This window comes from Rhizobium sp. 'Codium 1' (assembly GCF_020889605.1).
Lineage (GTDB): Bacteria > Pseudomonadota > Alphaproteobacteria > Rhizobiales > Rhizobiaceae > Allorhizobium > Allorhizobium algae.
The window spans coordinates 1-17,179 of the sequence record NZ_JAJGPW010000010.1 but is presented as its reverse complement, the minus strand read 5'-3'; the positions used below and the strand labels follow the sequence as shown (position 1 = coordinate 17,179).

At 57.5% G+C, this 17,179-nt stretch carries 12 protein-coding genes and 2 pseudogenes; 9 read left to right on the top strand and 5 right to left on the bottom strand.

Features of this window, described 5'->3' with window-relative positions; translation table 11 throughout:
- The first annotated feature begins 69 nt into the window (after positions 1-69).
- Positions 70-723: a GntR family transcriptional regulator gene (locus LJE98_RS19305; RefSeq protein WP_229576896.1), complete on the top strand. Its 654-nt coding sequence runs from the start codon at positions 70-72 to the stop codon at positions 721-723.
- A gap of 686 nt (positions 724-1,409) precedes the next feature.
- Here the strand turns inward: LJE98_RS19305 and LJE98_RS19300 are convergent.
- Positions 1,410-2,735: an alpha/beta hydrolase gene (locus LJE98_RS19300; protein ID WP_229576895.1), complete on the bottom strand. Its 1,326-nt coding sequence runs from the start codon at positions 2,733-2,735 to the stop codon at positions 1,410-1,412.
- 576 nt (positions 2,736-3,311) lie between these two features.
- Here LJE98_RS19300 and LJE98_RS19295 point away from each other — a divergent pair.
- The 4 genes from LJE98_RS19295 to LJE98_RS19280 all read left to right on the top strand — a co-directional run bounded on the left by LJE98_RS19295 (position 3,312) and on the right by LJE98_RS19280 (position 9,292).
- Positions 3,312-4,265, top strand: a complete 954-nt coding sequence (locus LJE98_RS19295) for a helix-turn-helix transcriptional regulator (protein ID WP_229576894.1) — start codon at positions 3,312-3,314, stop codon at positions 4,263-4,265.
- A gap of 193 nt (positions 4,266-4,458) precedes the next feature.
- Positions 4,459-5,445 (top strand): hypothetical protein, encoded by a 987-nt coding sequence (locus tag LJE98_RS19290; protein ID WP_229576893.1) that lies wholly within the window; start codon positions 4,459-4,461, stop codon positions 5,443-5,445.
- Between the two features lie 13 nt (positions 5,446-5,458).
- Positions 5,459-8,428, top strand: coding sequence for a vWA domain-containing protein (locus LJE98_RS20260; protein ID WP_324255869.1), 2,970 nt, complete (start codon positions 5,459-5,461; stop codon positions 8,426-8,428).
- A 3-nt stretch (positions 8,429-8,431) separates the two neighbouring features.
- Positions 8,432-9,292, top strand: coding sequence for a hypothetical protein (locus LJE98_RS19280; RefSeq protein WP_229576892.1), 861 nt, complete (start codon positions 8,432-8,434; stop codon positions 9,290-9,292).
- A 379-nt stretch (positions 9,293-9,671) separates the two neighbouring features.
- On the opposite strand, the gene LJE98_RS19275 is transcribed toward LJE98_RS19280, so the two are convergent.
- The gene (locus LJE98_RS19275) at positions 9,672-10,880 is read right to left on the bottom strand and encodes an MFS transporter (protein ID WP_229576891.1); all 1,209 of its coding nucleotides are present in this window, start codon (positions 10,878-10,880) and stop codon (positions 9,672-9,674) included.
- Between the two features lie 132 nt (positions 10,881-11,012).
- Here LJE98_RS19275 and LJE98_RS19270 point away from each other — a divergent pair, with 132 nt between their 5' ends.
- Positions 11,013-11,480 carry a DMT family transporter gene (locus LJE98_RS19270; RefSeq protein WP_229576890.1) on the top strand — a complete coding sequence of 156 codons (468 nt, stop codon included), beginning with the start codon at positions 11,013-11,015 and terminating at the stop codon, positions 11,478-11,480.
- Positions 11,481-11,905: 425 nt separating this feature from the next.
- On the opposite strand, the pseudogene LJE98_RS19265 reads toward LJE98_RS19270, so the two are convergent.
- Positions 11,906-13,001 (bottom strand): annotated as a pseudogene (locus tag LJE98_RS19265) (IS3 family transposase).
- A 527-nt stretch (positions 13,002-13,528) separates the two neighbouring features.
- On the opposite strand from LJE98_RS19265, the gene LJE98_RS19260 reads away from it, so the two are divergent.
- Together LJE98_RS19260 and LJE98_RS19255 are read left to right on the top strand one after the other, a co-directional pair.
- The gene (locus LJE98_RS19260) at positions 13,529-14,209 is read left to right on the top strand and encodes an isochorismatase family protein (protein ID WP_420710180.1); all 681 of its coding nucleotides are present in this window, start codon (positions 13,529-13,531) and stop codon (positions 14,207-14,209) included.
- Between the two features lie 87 nt (positions 14,210-14,296).
- Complete coding sequence (locus tag LJE98_RS19255; RefSeq protein ID WP_229576889.1) at positions 14,297-14,761, top strand: DUF1348 family protein; 465 nt, start codon at positions 14,297-14,299, stop codon at positions 14,759-14,761.
- Between the two features lie 184 nt (positions 14,762-14,945).
- Here the strand turns inward: LJE98_RS19255 and LJE98_RS19250 are convergent, their stop codons facing one another.
- Both LJE98_RS19250 and LJE98_RS19245 read right to left on the bottom strand, forming a co-directional pair.
- Positions 14,946-16,232, bottom strand: coding sequence for an ATP-binding protein (locus tag LJE98_RS19250; protein WP_229576888.1), 1,287 nt, complete (start codon positions 16,230-16,232; stop codon positions 14,946-14,948).
- 530 nt (positions 16,233-16,762) lie between these two features.
- Positions 16,763-17,026, bottom strand: a complete 264-nt coding sequence (locus tag LJE98_RS19245) for a helix-turn-helix domain-containing protein (protein ID WP_229576965.1) — start codon at positions 17,024-17,026, stop codon at positions 16,763-16,765.
- 15 nt (positions 17,027-17,041) lie between these two features.
- Between LJE98_RS19245 and LJE98_RS19240 the strand changes: the two are divergent.
- Positions 17,042-17,179 (top strand): annotated as a pseudogene (locus LJE98_RS19240) (IS3 family transposase); the annotation flags it as partial.

The window sequence follows — 17,179 nt, the reverse complement described above, 5'->3', positions numbered from 1 at the left end:
GGCGTTTCTGTATATTTTGCAACACCGTGTTGCCTGTGCACTAAACGACGTGAAATTAAAGGCTTAGAGATGAAATCCGGCATTGCCATTACGAATCGATCACTCCACGATCAGGTGGCGAGCCGCATTCGCGATCTGATTATCGAAGGCACACTGGAACCAGGAAGCCGCATCGACGAGGCGCATCTCATCGAAGAACTTGGTGTGTCGCGCACCCCGTTCCGCGAAGCACTCAGGACACTCGCCGCGGAGGGACTGGTGATTGTGCGCCCTTCCAAAGGAAGCATAGTTCGCAAACTCACCCAAGACGAAGTTTTCTCCATGCTCGAAGTTCTCGGAAATCTAGAGAAACTAGGCGCTGAACTGGCCTGCGAACGGGCCAGCGACAAAGAGATAAATGCACTGATCGATCTTCATGAGCGCATGATGGACTGCTACCGAGCGCGTGACCGCATGCCGTATTACAAGATGAACCAGGAGTTTCACTCACGGCTATCGGAATTGTCGAAGAACGAGACCCTGCTGGAAATGCAGGCGAACATTCAGGCGCGTCTGAAGCGCATCCGCTACATCGGCAATCAAGAACCCGACTCCTGGGCCGGGGCTGTGGCCGATCACGAGGAAATGGTAAGCGCTCTCAAGGACAGGGATGGCCGCGCCCTCGGTGAAGCCATGGCGAATCACCTCAAGAAGACCTGGGACCGCGTAAAGGACAGCATTTAGTCACGCTGTTGGAAAAAATCGCTAAGTTGAGCGATCGGACGACATCGGCATTGTGACCAAAGAACTTTACGCGCGCAGATTGCACGCGCGCATTTGGAGTTGCCATTCGTCATAACTTGCACTGACTGCGTGTCAGAGCTGCGAGGGCCAATGCACCTCTGGCGTCCGAATGGCTGCTTCATTGGTTTGGCATCTATAAGCTGCCATTCCGCTCCCGGCCCCAAAAAGGACATTGCTTGCGGGTCCCCAGCCATTTTCGCGAGACCTGTTTAAGCACGACGGATGGCCTCAAGAACACCAGCCACGATTGCTCAAGTTGTTGAGAAGGCGTCACTTTTTCCTGTGAGGAATAGTCGCTGATTTTCAGCGGAACACCGACCTAAAATGGTTCGCCTGGGGCGGGCCTGGATTATCACATTATTTCAAAGGCTTAATAAAGACGCCTTTGATTTTGTTCTGTTTTCCTGCCGCGAGCGACCGTGGATGTTATCTTTGTGCCCTGGCTTTGGGCCAACGTCAATTTGGCGGGATAGCGGCAATTATTTCCGCTCGGGTGCGCCAACTTGGAGGTGGAGACAGGCGATGAGCAAAGCGGTGCGCCAACAGTTACAAACTTCAAGGGCCAAGCAGCAGGCAATCCAGTCTCACTAAAATGAGGTCCGTAAAATGCTTTCTGCACAAGCTGATTACGGTCGATCTAAGCCATTAGTTTTACTGGTCGCGGTGTCGATGATCAAGTCAACGATGCGGCAGGTCTGTTGGTAGAGCGCCAGCTCGCCAGCCTTTGCGAGAGGTCTTACGCGGATAAGAGGATTTCTCCTCTCAATTCGCCGGAAGCTTACCTCATCGAAGACACCGTCCTGTTCCGGCGCAACCCATGTCAACGGAACCGACAAGGCGTCGATGACAGGATCGATATCAGACCGGGCAAGGATAAGCTCCCGGACAAACGTCTGATGTCCCTGGGAAAGTAAATGCGAGCAGGCGTTTCGAATAAAGGGCGCGAGATTGGGATCGGTACAGGTTGCGTAATCGAGAGGTCGAGTGCGATAGGCGCGCTCGATATACCAATCGACGCCATAGGTCTGGATCATCCGATGAGCCTGTTTGGCCATCAGGTCGACGAGCCACGGCAACATCCCGACGAGCCGCATCATTGCCTGTTGTGTCGGCTGCAATCGCCGGATGCCGCTGCGATCAAGGACGCCCGTATAGCCGATGGCGATAAGCGCGTGGAACCGGTCTGGGCGCAGGCTTGCTTCAGCGAGCAGCGGCAAGATGCCGTTGCTCAGCCCGATCGCAATGCAGGGTGCCTTGACCACATGGTCGAGAAAGCCACGAAGCGCGGCGAGATTATCTTCCAGCGGAGATAGATTGGAATGCTGGCTGGAATTACCGAAGCCCGGTCGGGAAAGGGCCAGAAGCTTGATGCCGGCATCTCGCAATTGGCCTTCGCTGTCGGGTGGCAGGAGATAGCACATCGGTAGACCGCGGCAGAGAATAACGGGTCGACCATCGGGGTCGCCGAGCCACGTCCAGGCGATGCAGCGCCCGTCCGGTAGGCTCAGCATCTCTTCGCGGCCAAGCGGGTCCCTCCATGTATCGGTCTTGCCCTGACGGTCCTGAATGGCCCGCCCGGCGGTCATTGCGAGAAGCCGCATGAGCTCGACCTGTGAGGGTGCCTCAGTCTTTGCCATGATGCTCTTGAGCTGGGTGCGCACCGTCAGCAATGAAACATTGCGAGCGGCAGCGGTGGCGGCAACGTCACGGACACGGAAGAAGATCCGCGCGATTTCTATTTCGGCGGCCGAGAGCCCGAAGGCTTGCGCGAGCATCTCTGAAGCGCGATCGGTCCACTCGATTTCCAAGGAACGAATGACGACGAAGGCGGCGCCGTCGAACTTCGGAGTGAGAAGCCACGCCTCGGCCAGGATGGGATCACTGTTATCCAGCGGGGTCATCCGGAGAATGGCCTGCGAGCGATTGGCGCGCTTGTTCGCTGCGCGCATCATGGTCCGAAAGGTTTCCAGTGATCGCGGGTCTACTCTGTCCAGATCAAGGAAGCTTCCTTGTCGGGCTCCGAGAACGGATGCCCCTTCGGTATTGGTGACGACGACGCGACCTTCGGGGGACAGCACGAGTGCCGGACCGGGCACATCCTGCACTGCGCGTGCCAAGGGGTCGTTCTCGGCGGGAATGTCGAGGCCGTCGAGGGTTGTGCGTGCTAAGGCAAGTTGCGCCAGAAGCGCGCCCGACAGTTGCTTCGAAGCTTTCTCATCATCCGGAATGCGACCGAGTTTCGCCTGCCAACTATCGATCATGGCGTCGAAGGCCTCCTGATCGACAATGGCGCGATAGGTGTTCGAGATGATATCGAGGTCCACGTCTGCATCTATCATCGCGGTAGCAACCGGCCCGTCTTTGCGGTCTATGGCTGCCTTCACAGGATGATTTGAACGTGCCCCATCTCTGTCCATGGGCTAACCTCCGCCAAAACCCTTGATCGGGATGATACGCCAAATGGTGTATGCGACAAATGACGGGTATCACTACAAGGGCAGGGGAGACGAGCCATAGGGGAGGTCATCATGCCATTGCTGTCTATTCGATCGCAGGATTTCGACCGGGCAAGCCGCGTCGATGCGTTTCGCAATGTCGTTGCCAGTATGACCAAGGTCGACTTCATTCCGGATGACCGGCAGCATTTTAGCTCGGAGACATCGATCGCCGTCCTGCCCGGTGTGATCATCGGGCATGGTCGGCATTCTGCGTCGAGAGCCATCCGGACACGAAGCCATGCTGCGGAGTGTAGCGACGACGTGATGTTTCATATCCCGCTTGCCGGCGGTGGCACGATCTCGCAGATCGGTGGAAACGAAGAGGTTTTGCGTGCCGGAACTGTCTATGTCGATCCGGGCGACGTCCCCGGGACCGTGCGGTTCGGTGGCCAATACATGGAGGGCATTTATGTCTCCATTCCAAAGGCCCATCTCGGAATGGCTGAGGCAGGGCTTCAGGCGGCACTCAGGCGTTCTGCACCGCTGACACCACAATGGCGGCTTTTTCTCAACTACGCCCGCAGTCTGCATGCCGAACTGCCAGCATTGGCCCCCGAAGAGGCAGCCCAATGCGTGGCGCATGTCCAGGATCTTGCTTTGATGGCCCTGGGGGCGACGCGGGAGGCGACCGAGATTGCCGCCGGGCGCGGCGTGCGGGCCGCACGATTGAAGGAAGTAAAGAGAGAGATCGAGCAAAATCTCCTCTCCGCTGAATTGAGTGCCGACGGTGTCGCAAGCCGGCTGGGCTTTTCATCGCGCTATCTTCGCGCCCTCTTTGAGCGGGAGGGAACATCCTTCCGCGACTATGTGGCGAGCCGCCGTCTGGCGCGAGCCTATCGCATGCTGTGCGACCCGGCTTTGCAGCATCTCAATATCGCTCAGATCGCCATGGAGGCAGGCTTTGGGGATCTGTCCTGGTTCAACACTCGTTTCAAACAGACCTATGGCATGACACCAAGGGATGTGCGGGCCGGACTCGCATAGCCGCCTGACAGGGAAGAGGCGGGACCAGCGTTAGTCCGCCTTGGTGCCCGTCTCTGTGTCCTTGTGCCATCGCCCCCGCAAATGGGTGCCGTCAGGCCCAAGACCGAAGCTTCATCGAAATCTACTGTCGATCCTGGCGGCCATTCCCTTGCCAGGACATGCCCCTTCGTGACCTTTTTGAGGATCAAGCTCTATGTGGAATTTCAGTTTATCGGGTGCTCTGGCGCTCATGGTGCGCACTGCTCCCTTTCTTTTCTTCCGGATGGCCGTCTACTTCGCCTTGGCTTGCGCCTATGTGATCGCGACAGGAACGGGGGGCGCGATCGGTTATGGCGTCGGCCAGTTTGGAGACGCTGACTTCCTGGCGACCAGCACAGTGTTTGGTGGATTGGCTGGCTTTGGCCTGGTGGCGGCGATCGTCTATCTTCTGCGAGAATATCTGCTCTATCTCGTCAAGGCGGGGCATATCGCCGTGCTCGTGGAACTGATGGGCGGTCGAGCTCTACCTGCGGGCGAAGGACAGGTGACCTATGGCAGCCGGATGGTGCGCGAACGCTTCACCGAGGCGAGCGTTCTTTTCGGTATCGACCAACTCGTCAAGGGTGTGATTGCCGCCATTGCTGGACTCATTGAGGGGATCGCGTCGCTCCTCCCCATTCCCGGTCTCGATACGGCAGCCCGCGCTTTCCGGAGTTTCCTGAAGATCGCTGTCGGCTTTACCGACGAGGTGATCCTTGCCCATGCCCTGCGAAGCCGTGCAGCCAATCCATGGGCTTCGGCGGAAGAGGCCCTTGTCCTCTATGGGCAGAACTACAAGATCATGTTGCGCAATGCAGCCTGGCTCGCGGTCATCATCTACGGTCTATCCTTCATCGTGTTCCTGCTGGCGCTCGCACCTGCTGCGGCACTTGTTTATCTCATGCCTGGCACACTCAGCGCAGGCGGTTTCGTCTTTGCTCTTCTCTTCGCCTGGGCGTTCAAGGCAGCCTTGCTCGAACCGCTCGCCATCACCTGCATGCTTCAGGTCTTCTTCAAGACAACCGAAGGACAGGTGCCGGATCCGCAATGGCGAGCGCGTCTGCAGAACCTTTCGGGAAAATTCAGAGACATCGGCAGCAAAGCGGCAAGCTGGGCATCCGGTCGGCAGACACCTGTCCAGCCCTTTGCGGCATCGGCTTGAGAGGAATGAATTGATGAAAAGCGCTTTACTGAAAGTCGCCAGTCTGCTTGCGGGGGTTCTGCTTGTTCAGATCCCGACGGGGCAGGCCGAGGAAGCACCACGCACGATCATCGTCATGGATGGCTCCGGCTCCATGTGGGGGCAGATCGACGGTCGGCCAAAACTCGAAATCGCCCGTGAGGCGGTGGCTGACGTTGTGACCCGCCTGCCGGTAGAGCAGGAACTCGGCCTCATCGCATATGGCCACCGCTCCAAAGGCAATTGCGGCGATATCGAGCTTCTCGTGCCACCGGGCAAGAACACCGGCCAAACGGTTGTCGGCGCGGTCAACTCCATGCGCTTCCTCGGCAAGACCCCTCTCTCGGCGGCCGTGCGCCAGGCCGCTGAGGCGCTGCGCTATGGCGAGGAAAGTGCAACTGTCGTGCTTGTCACGGACGGACTGGAGACCTGCGAGGCGGACCCTTGTGCGCTGGCTTCGGAACTGGAGGCGTCAGGCGTCGATTTCACAGCCCATGTGGTTGGTTTCGGGCTGTCAAAGGAAGAAGGCGCCCAGGTGGCCTGCCTCGCTGAAAACACAGGCGGGCGATATATACAGGCCAGCAACACAGCGGATCTGACGGATGCGCTCACACAAACGGTCGGGGCTCAACAAAGTGCTCCGCAACCCGCGCCGGTTACTATGCCCGACGCAACATTATCAGCACCATCGACAGCCGCGATCGCGACGACGATCGATGTCGATTGGACCGGTCCCGGCAATGCTGAGGACTATCTCGAGATTGTGCCAGCGACAACGAACGAGGTCGTCAGCGGCAGCCGGAACTACGCCTATGCGAGGGAAGGTGCGCCGGCGCGCCTGCTCGTACCTGCAAACGAGGGCGACTATCTTGTCCGCTACATCTGGAATGGCCCCGAAGGTCGCAGGGTTCTGGCCACCGCACCATTGGCCGTCAGCGATGCCGAATTTGCGGTGTTTCTGCCTGAAGGCCCGATCCAGATGGGCTCCACCATCTCGGTTCGTTGGAAAGGCCCCAATGGTCCCGGCGACTATCTCGCGATCCGGGAGACCGGTAACGCCGAGGCAGGCGATCTGAACTATGCCTACACCAAGGATGCCAATCCCGCCGAAATGGTGGTGCCGAACGTGCCTGGAGATTACGAACTTCTCTACATCGTCGAGGGTTCGGGCGAGCGTCGCCCGGGTGTTTCCGTGCCGCTGAAGATTGTCGAAGGCGAAGTCTCGTTGCAGGCAGCTCCTTTTGTCCGGCCTGGCGCAACACTCGCCGTGCGGTGGAAAGGTCCCGGAAGTAGCCTCGACTACCTCGACATCGTGCCTTCGAACCATACGGAACCGAGTGGCGAACTGACCTACGCCTATATTGGCGGCGCAGGACCAGGCCCCCGTGAATTGGGGGCACCAACGGAGCCTGGAAATTATCTGATCCGTTATCTCTCGGAGGGTGCCGGCGGACGCCGGGTGCTTGCCAGCATCCCGCTCGCGGTGGACCCGAACGCACCCGATATCTCAGCCATAACGACGGTAGAGGCGACTTTTGAGGTACCTGCTGATTTCGCCGGAACCGCGATCCAGTGGTCGGCGGTACCGTTGCCGGGTCAGGCCGTTTCTCCTGAAGCATGGGCGATGAATGATTTCGCGACCGGGCCGGTCACCGAGCAATTTGAACCCGGGACATACGCTGTTCGCGGAGACGCGGCTGACGTCGTCTTCACCGGCGAAGTCAGCATCGTTCCCGGTGGTGAAAACCGTTTTGTTATCCTCCCGGATGAGACGCAATCCCCGGCGGGTGCTGTCGATGGTGCGCCGCCAAAGCGCGGGTCTGACAATATCGGCGAGGACACCGGATATCTGTGCGACGGTCCAGCGCCTTGCCCCATAACAGACAGCAGCACTGGTCTTTCCTTCATGCTGCCCGCCGGCTGGTGGACGGATTATCCCACGACTGAGGGATACACCAGCGGTGCTCAGGCGGCAGATGACGTCTTTAGCCCGCGCGTCAATTTCTTCCGAACGGGCACCGACGACGTGCTGGTCCTCGGACCACGCCAGTGGGTTGCCATGAACGGCCCATGTGAGGAGGTGGGCGCTCTCGGCCCGTTCTGTATGTTTCAGAGCACGGATCCGCAGGTGCTGGCGGCCTATCAGCTCGTCAAGGCAACGTTGAAATGGGATCCGCCACAGGATCGAGCCTCCCTTGACCGTGGCTGCGCTGATGATGATGGCCATGGTCCGGACGCCTGCGAGAACGGCATGGAGGCCGGTGCCAAAGCATTTTCTGACTATCCGCATCGATGCCTTCCGGGTGACAGGACGGTTCCAAACTGCGATATGCGCGACGGGGCGACCAATCTCTCCTTCCATTTGCTGGAGAACTGGGTGGCGCAGGTAGAACCGTCATCCCCATTTCCGCGTGCCGAGTTCGCACAGCTGGCCGGTTCAGCCCATTCGATCTGGCTCAATCCGAAGGATTGGCCGCTTGCTGATCGGGGCTGTTTCCTGACGCGGGTCGGGCAATTGTGCCTGGATCCGGACAGCGTAGATGAAGCGCTTGACGGTGCGCGACAGACCCTGCAGTACACGTTGACGACAGGTGAGGTTCTGCGTCGCTGCGGCGATGAGGAATGCGACTTTTCCCACCCCAATCCCGCGCTCTCTGGAAAGCTGCCAGCTCTCTGGTCGGTTGAGGTCGGGCGCCCACTCCAAGACGGCCGGATCTCCACCTGGTTCTGGGATCGCGATCCCGCCGGCAATTTCAAGCTCATTGGTCTCAATCAGTGGGGCGGTGACAATTGTCTTGAAGCCGGGGCAGGGCAGATGCTCTGCGAGTTCACGCCTTACATTTCCACGGATGAATTTGACCTCATTCGCGAGAACCTGAAGGCCGGTGCACCTGCGACATCCGGGCCCAGAACCCTTGCGCCCGCCGAATTCGAGCGTGCACTTTCCATTGTCAGGGGGAACTGAAACATGCGCCGCCACATCATTGCGACAAGCCTTTTTCTTCTGGCAACTGCCTCGCTTTCTCTTGCCGCACAGGATTGCAACAGCCCCGTCATCTCCATTGACGCAAACGGACAGGCGGAATTCATTTCCCCTGACCGGGAGGTGAAGCGTGACATGGAGAGCTTCTGTGGTGAGGCGCCTAGTCCAGACTCGATCCTTGTTGTCGACGCCCGAAACCGTCAGGGGATCTGGATCGCACGAACGGATCTACCCCTGGTCCTGGTGGGGTTTGGCGCAAGCAGCGATGGCTATCTCTATTCCGGCCCGAGCCACTGCCTGCCACCCGGATTGCCTGTTGACCTGCCGGACAACAAGCGCCGGCCGGAGGAACTTCCGCCAGGCAAGCCGCCGATCGAACTTTTCCCCGGCATCGAACCGCAGTCTGGCCTCTGGCAGGCGCGTCTTGGCGACACGCGGCTTGAAGGCTGCCCAGCTATGATGCAGCAGGTCTTCCCGAAGTCGCCCGGCGCGCTGCCTGCAGAATGGCTGGCGCCGCGAATACTGGAATTCGAGGTGCCTTTCCATCCAGACCAGCTTGAAATGTCTCGCCGACTGTCGGCCGAAGGGCTGAACTCGATTGCTTGGCGCAATGCCGGGGAGAATGCCTGGACAACCGAGGTGTTTCCTGAGCTTTTCGGCCAGTTACCCGCAGGACAGGGGGCAGGCAGTAAGATGACCTGGCGCCTCACGCTCAAGAGTGAGACGGAGATAGAACATCTCTCGACCGTCCAGATCGTTTTGCCGAAGGAAGCCGCCGCCGTGTTGGGCGGGAGTGGCAACTGTCGCATGATCAGTCGCAATTACTGGATCAGGATTTCTGATTGATCGGAAAGATTGGGAAGCGCTGGTCCCTAAGGCAAGCGAAGAAATCGGAACGCGGTCGTGTTATCATCCTAAAAGAGGACATGTACTGCCGTGAGGATACTCAGCCACTCGCTGCGCATCCGCGGCCCGAGGCTCAAAAGCGTCTTGAATAAGCCCGCTTCCTTTCATGCATGGATCAAAGAAATCCGATGCACTGACCCGGAAAGCTGACAGAAACCTGGAGGGTAGTCTCGGGCTGTTGTGATGCCGAGGTTCAGGTAAAGCGAATAAGAAGCCGCCAGCTTGATAGAGGCTCGGCATAGTCAACGGCTCTCGGGGTTCCCCAGCCAACTCTGCAAGACCCGGTTCAAGGCGTTTGACCGCGTTCCAGAGAGACCATTTATATGCTTCTGTGCTCAATCTTTGGCAGACACCATGCAAAAAGCCCCGCAAGTGGCAGAAATGAGCAGATAAGGTAGACCGTTTCCACGCCATAGCGATCGGCGAGGATGCCCAAGAGTGCGGCGGCGATGCCACCCAGACCAAAATTTAGGCCGTAAAACAGGCCCCCGATGAGGCCGATGCGGTTCGGTAACAGTTCCATTGCGTAGATCAGGATGGAAGCAAAAGCGCTGGCCATGATGAGATTGATCATCACGGTCAGAATGCCAGTCCATAATAGATCGACATGAGGAAGGATTAGGGTCAGCGGCAGTGGCCCGAGCACTGAAATCCAGATGATGCGGTATCGGCCGATCCTGTCCCCCACGATGCCTCCGATCAAAGCTCCGGCAGCTGATGCGAGCAGGAAGATGAACAGCATCATCTGGGCGGACGGGATGGAAAGATCAAATTTTTCCATGAGGTAGAAGGTGTAGAACGAGCGGAAACTTTCGCCGTACGCGTTCTTCGTGAACATGAGGAAAGTCAGGACGGCAAGAGCCGTGGCGACCGACGCCGGAGCTTGGCGTACTCCACCTTCCTTGCTAATTCCATTCGCTCGCGTGGCCGCGAACACGGCGCTGATCGCCCTCTGTTTGGATCCAATCCACATTAGAAGTGCCATGGCAAGCAGCGCGAGAACAGCGAACCAAGAGAGGCTGGACTGGCCGAAAGGCACGATCAGGATAGCGGCGAAGACAGGGCCGAGCGCTCCGCCCGCCTGGCCGCCGACTTGAAAAAGCCCTTGAGCCAGTCCCTGTCTTCCTCCCGCCGCATAACGCGCCATGCGGGTCGCTTCAGGATGGAATATGGAAGACCCGACTCCGATGAGAGCGACGGAGGCCAGGATGATCGCGTAGCTGTGTGCAAATGCAAGGCTGATGATCCCTGCCAACGTAAACATCATCCCCACGACAGGCGAGTACGGCGCGGGATGCTTGTCGGTAACGAAGCCTATCACTGGCTGCAACAACGAGCCAGCAATTTGAAATGTCATGGTGATCATACCGATTTGTACGAAATCGAGTGCATAGGCTTCTTTCAAAATCGGATAAGCCGCTGGGATCAAGGATTGCATGAGGTCGTTCAGTAGGTGGGTGAGACCCAGAACGACAAGAACGCCAATGTAAGTATTGGAACGGGGAGTGGCGGAAGCAGTGACTGTCATGATGACTTCTGTATTTTATCGAGAATCACGCCATCCAGTAGAGGTGACGATGAGATGTATTTGTTTATTCGTTGAAAATCGGAACGTCACGACAAATGTACAACGGCTGACATGATGAGGTTGCATATCGGGATGGTCGAACCGGCCGCGGGGCTCGTCCTGATTGCCGCCGCCGGTTACGGACTCTCGCTGATTTTCGTCAAAAGGCTGACGCGCGACGTCTCGCCGGCTGCGATCGTCGTCTGGATGATCCTCATCCAGCTGCCACTCGGCCTCGGGGCCTCGCTGACCGACTGGCGGCCGGTGCATGCAGCCGATATTCCCTGGATGGTAGTTGCCGGTCTCGGCGCTCTCTGCGCCCATTACTGCCAGGCGCAAGCCCTGAAGCGCCTTGATGCGTCCGTTGCCATGCCGATTGATTTTCTGCGGGTGCCGATGGCAGCCGTCGTCGGCTCCTATGCCTATGGCGAGGCGATCGACCTCTGGGTTTTCCTTGGCGGTGCCATGATCGTGCTGGCCAACTATCGGACCGTGATGACGGAACGACGCGCCGGAGTGGGATCGCTTTCCGCCGGCCCGGCTCCTCCAGGATCAGTGTGATCGCATGGTGTTGGCATCTCGTAAAGGGTTCGCCGACACCATGCAGAACCTATTCGCTGCGAGTCAAAGGAATTGAATGTAGCAACGTGTAGCCAGCCTGTCCGTAGAATGTCCGGTGGAGCAGTCTGCCCGTAGTTCCATAATTTAGCTACCCTACAAAGACCTCGTTTGATCCGTCTAGTCGCAGTCTTTATGCAAGTCTCTGTGCAATCAGGCCCCCGCAACCAATCAAAATCGAAAATCCTCCCAAGCTAAGTATTTGCGTGTAAGCTCCTCACCATAGCGGTCGAGGAGCTTTTGGCGTTTGAGCTCCGTGTCGATCTCAACCGGATGCCATGCGCGCCATCAGATCGTTCTGGGCGGCAGTGACCTGAGACCCAACTCCCCTCCAGTTTTCGGGAGAGTCTTGGATTTTCAATCTGGCCTCATGCGGCCCGTTTTTCCATAGCCATTTTCATGGCGAACTCGCTGGGAGTGATATTGCCCAGCGACGAGTGCGGTCTGTTTCTGTTGTAATCCTCCTTCCATGCAGTGATTGCGGCGCGGGCCTGAGCGACGAGAACAGCGTCTCATTCAGGCATTCGTCACGGAAGCTGCCGTTGAAGCTTTCGACGAAGCCGTTTTGCATCGGCTTGCCGGGGGCGATGTAGTGCCATTCGACCTTGGTCTCCTGGCACCGTTTGAGGATGGCCATGCTGGTTATCTCCGTGCCGTTGTCCGAGACGATCGTCCTCGGTTTTCCGCGTCTGTTGATGAGACCACCCAGCTCGCGGGCAAGCCTTGCGCCTGACAGGGATGTATCGGCGACCAGGCACAGGCATTCACGGGTAAAGTCGTCGACCACCGCCAGAACACGGGACCGTCGCCCGTTGGTGAAGGCATCGCTGATGAAGTCCAGGCTCCAGCGCTCGTTGAGGCGTGAGGGCAGAGCCAGAGGACGCCTCGTTCCCAAGGCCCGCTTTCTGCCACCACGCTTGCGCACCCGTCAGCTTCTCCTCCCGATAGAGACGTCGAAGCTTCTTCAGGTTCATGACGATCCCCTGCCGGTCGAGCATGATGTGGATGCGCCGGTAACCGAAGCGCCGCCGCTCGGATGCCACCTTCTTCACCGCCTCCCGAATGGCCGCATCGTCAGGCCGCACACTGCGATATCGCATGCTCAACCGATTAAACGATAGAACCTCGCACGCCGACGCTGGCTCACTCCATGCTGCGCACAGACGTGAGCCACCGCATTCCGCTTCACATCGGGCGTCACCATTTTTTTGCAGCGACATCCTTCAGGATCGCATTGTCCAGCATGGCCTCGGCGAGCAGCTTCTTCAGTTTGGCATTCTCGTCCTCGAGTGCCTTCAGCTTGCGGGCATCCGACACGTCCATGCCGCCTTACTTCGCCTTGTATTTGTAGAAGGTTGCATCCGAGATACCGTGCTTGCGGCAGACATCCGCAGTCTTCGCGCCTGCCTCCTGCTCCTTCAGTATCCCGATAATCTGTTCTTCCGTGAACCCTGAACGCTTCATTCGTCCGTCTCCTTGATGTGACGGACTCTACCAAAATCTGGAGGAAGTTCAGGGTCTCAGGTCATCAGGTCAGAAAAAGAGCGCGCCGGACCTTTTGGGGACGTGGGGACCGGCGGGGTGTCCGAGTGGTCGCGGCGCGCTCAGGTGACCCCGGGGGGAGGAGGCCGGGGGCATGGGTAACAGATACTCGCCTGTCTGGCTGATTGGCTTTCTCTATTAACATCAGCATGCCACCTAGGATCTAGGGCGACCAGTAAAACAAAGAAAAACAATGTGAATTAAACCCGCTCTATAAATCGAGTTGCCTGTGATATGAATCAATATAATATGTATCGCACCCTTTTAGATGGCGAAAATATCGTCTGATTTTCGATTTTATACAGAAAATTAATCAGCCAAACCCACACTTCACGCTAGATACCTTAATTTTTCGGATTTTAACTTCACTCCCCTGGCTCGTTGATATCCATTGGTGAGGCACGATCTGTCGGTCGTCGCTGGCTTAACTCGGATCATGGAGATTGACCGTGAGCATTCAGAACCCTGGAAAAACAAGCATCCTTGCCTCCGGTGGAGGCGTTGCCCTTATCAATCCATCCGACACAGTGATCCTCCTACTCGACCACCAGTCTGGTTTGTTTCAAACCGTTAAGGATATTGCTATCGCGGACTTGCGCCGGAACGTGGCCATGATTGCGCGCTTGGCGACTCTTCTTGACATTCCCGTGATCACAACGGCTTCAGAACCCAATGGCAGAAACGGGCCGTTGATGCCGGAAATCCATACTGACGCACCACATGCGGTTTACGTTGCGCGCAGGGGTGAGGTGAACGCCTGGGACAATGATGATTTCGTCGCAACTGTGAAAGCTACCGGTCGCAGAACCCTCGTCATGGCGGGTGTCTGGACGAGTGTCTGTGTGATGTTCCCCGCGCTCGATGCCCGCGAGGCGGGATTCGATGTCTATGCAGTCATCGACGCTTCTGGGGATCCATCAGAAATGGCATCTCGTGTCACCCTCGCCCGGTTCACACAGGCAGGGGTGAAGCCGACTTCGACAAACGCGTTGCTATCCGAGCTTCACCGCACTTGGGCGCGTCCAGAGGCCGCGGCTCTGGCTGAGTTGTACGGCATGGTTGCGCCGAATTACGCCGCTGTTGCTGAGAGTTATCAGAGGGCCCAGCAAGCCGCACGAGATGCGACCTAGCGGAAAAAGACCCTTTCATGACTGAGAAGGGCATTAACCTGCGGAGGCGCGGCTCCGCATGTCCTAATTCCTGACAGGAGTTTTCACATGTCTCGCCATCCCTTGCCGCCATTTACACTGCAAACAGCTGAGGAAAAAGTTCGCCTGGCCGAAGATGGCTGGAACAGTCGCGACCCCGCTCGGGTTGCGTTGGCCTATACTGAGCAGACGGAATGGAGAAATCGAGCCGAATTTCCGCGTGGGCGTGAGCAAGCGCAGGCGTTCCTGGAGAGGAAGTGGGCGAAGGAACTCGATTACAGGCTGATCAAGGAGCTCTGGACGTTTACCGGCAACAGGATCGCCGTGCGATATGCCTATGAGTATCATGATGACAGCGGAAATTGGTTCAGAGCGTATGGTAATGAAAACTGGGAGTTTGCACCTGATGGTCTGATGCAGAGGCGCTTCGCCAGTATAAATGAACACCCCATCAGCGAAATGGAGCGCAAGTTTCGATGGCCGCTTGGACGCAGGCCGGACGATCATCCAAGCCTTTCTGGACTTGGCCTGTGAACAGTTTTCTTTGATTGGCTTTTGGATCGATTGAGCAACATGGTGCACTGCTGCTACGCGACGACAATTTCTTCCGCCGTCAGCAATTCGAAGCCATCCAAATCGCTCGCTCTCTACATGGCAGCCAGGAGAGCTGCGCGGCGACCGACACGCATGAGCGATTGTGCCATAGTTCATCCAATCATTACAGAACTGAAGTCGCCAATTGAGTGAACTCGTGCGCCCGCCACAACGCGGCCGCGGCGGAGGTCAACCGAACCCTCAAAACGTTATCCTCCGGCGTCGAATTCAGCCAGACCAGGGCAGCCAGTAGATCGGGCAGCAGCACCTTTCGTAGCGCGCTGCATTCTGGGGTATTGCTGTCACCACCATCAGCCGACGCTTTCTCAAGCAGTCTGATGACATGCTTTGCGTGGCGCCGACAAACGTCAGGTTCGCGACCACTCTCAGCAAGCTTGGCCAGGCAATAGTATCGGGTGGTCTCGAGCATTCGATACCTGCTGCCCATGCCTTCGCCATCTGTGGAAAGAAGCGAGTTCATAACGAGCTCGCCGAGCACGGCGATAACGCTGTCAACAGGAAGTTCGAAAGCCGACAAGGCATCTTCAATTCCGAACCCGCCAGCGAAGACCGATATGGTCTGCAACAGCTCCGCTTCTGGGTCGGTCAAGAGGCTGAAGCTCCAATCCAATGTCGCCGCCATGGAGCGGTGGCGCTCAAGCCCCGCCCTCCGTCCGCCAAGGATACGCAACCCATCGCCCATTTGGCGTTGGAGGCCGGATACTCCGAACACATGTAACTTGATCGCGGCAAGCTCGATGGCAAGCGGTATTCCATCCAGTTTGGTGCAGATGATCGCCACCGCCGCGGCATCCGCATCGGTCAGAGCGAAACTATCGACGCGAGCCCGCGCACGATCGACAAAAAGTTCGATGGCTGGGAACCCCAAGGCTGCCTCAGCAGAAAGCCCGTAGCAGTCAGTGGGCGTTGCCAACCCATTGAGAAAATGAACACATTCATTCTCTACGCGAAGTGAAATTCGGCTGGCGGCGAGCAGGTGCACGCGAGACGCCTTATCCAGGATCTGCCGGATACAAGCCGCGATGGCGTCCGCTACATGCTCACAATTGTCCAGTACAAGGAGCATTTCTCGTTTGCGAAGGAAACGAGACAAAGCCGCTCCTGCATCGGCCGATTGTATGACAAAGCCTATCGTATCAGCGATGAAATGGGCAACGTCCGCGGAAGCCTTGTAGGAGGCAAAATCGATCCACCAAACACCATCTGCGTACGTGTCAACTACGCGTTCCGCGACAGCCAATGCGACCGTGCTTTTGCCAATGCCGCCAGGTCCCAGAATCGACACCAGCCTGACACGTTGCACTTCACCGTGAATCAGATCAACGAATTCATCACGCCCAAGGAGATTGGTAATACCGGCTGGCAAGTTGTGACCGATTTCCGCACCCATCCGCGCGTCCTTTATGAGTGCGGCGAGTGCTCACCGCCAACAAAGTGCAGGGGCTTCACGCCCCGCGCTCCTGGAGACTTTCTGATCGTGGTGTAACACCCAGGGAGCGATACAGGCGGATGCGGCGCGACGAAGACCTCTGGCGGAGCCGTTCTAAATTCGGGCTCCTCGGTTTTTCGCTTCTGGCGAATGCGACGGTGAGGATACTGGGAGCTCTTTACTCGGCAGTTCTCTTCACTAGAAGTGGAGTTACCAATACATTCGTATTTAATCAATTAAAATCAAGTAAAAAGTGGTAAAATACTGTAATAAGAGGCTGAAGCTAATGCTCATAAAATCATTTCATTCTTGAAGATTTGACTTTCCATTTGCGCCGGATGCGTTCATTTTGCAGGCTGTTGTCTCCTCCCCTTCGTAGGGCCACATGGGCTTTGCGCCTCGTTCGACCCCGTTTGGCAACCCGAGCAATATCAGCTGCGAAAGCGCAATCGACCGCCGTTGTCGCACCGTCGTTCCATTCGACTGAACATCTAAAGGGTGCGGTTCTGTTTTCGCCAAGCGAGCGGGCTCGTGCCGATATATCGGCGGAAAAGCTTGGAAAGATGCGACTGATCGGCAAGTCCGCAGCAGGCTGCAATTTGACAGAGCGGCTCTTCTGTTGTCAGCATTAGCTGTTGTGCGAGCGAGACGCGCTTGCGCATGACGTAAAGCGTTGGCGGTTCGCCATAACTGACTTTGAAGGCGCGTGAGAAATGGCCAACACTCAGACGAGTGACAGCCGCCAGGGCATCCATGCGTATCTGAGTTGAGAGTTGCAGCGGGAGGGCTTCGACATCGCCCGCTGCACTGTCGCTCGGCTTATGAGAGTAATGGGGCTGCAGGGCATCATTCGTGGCAAACCCGTCAAAACCACCGTGTCGGACAAGACCGCCGCATGTCCGCTCGAC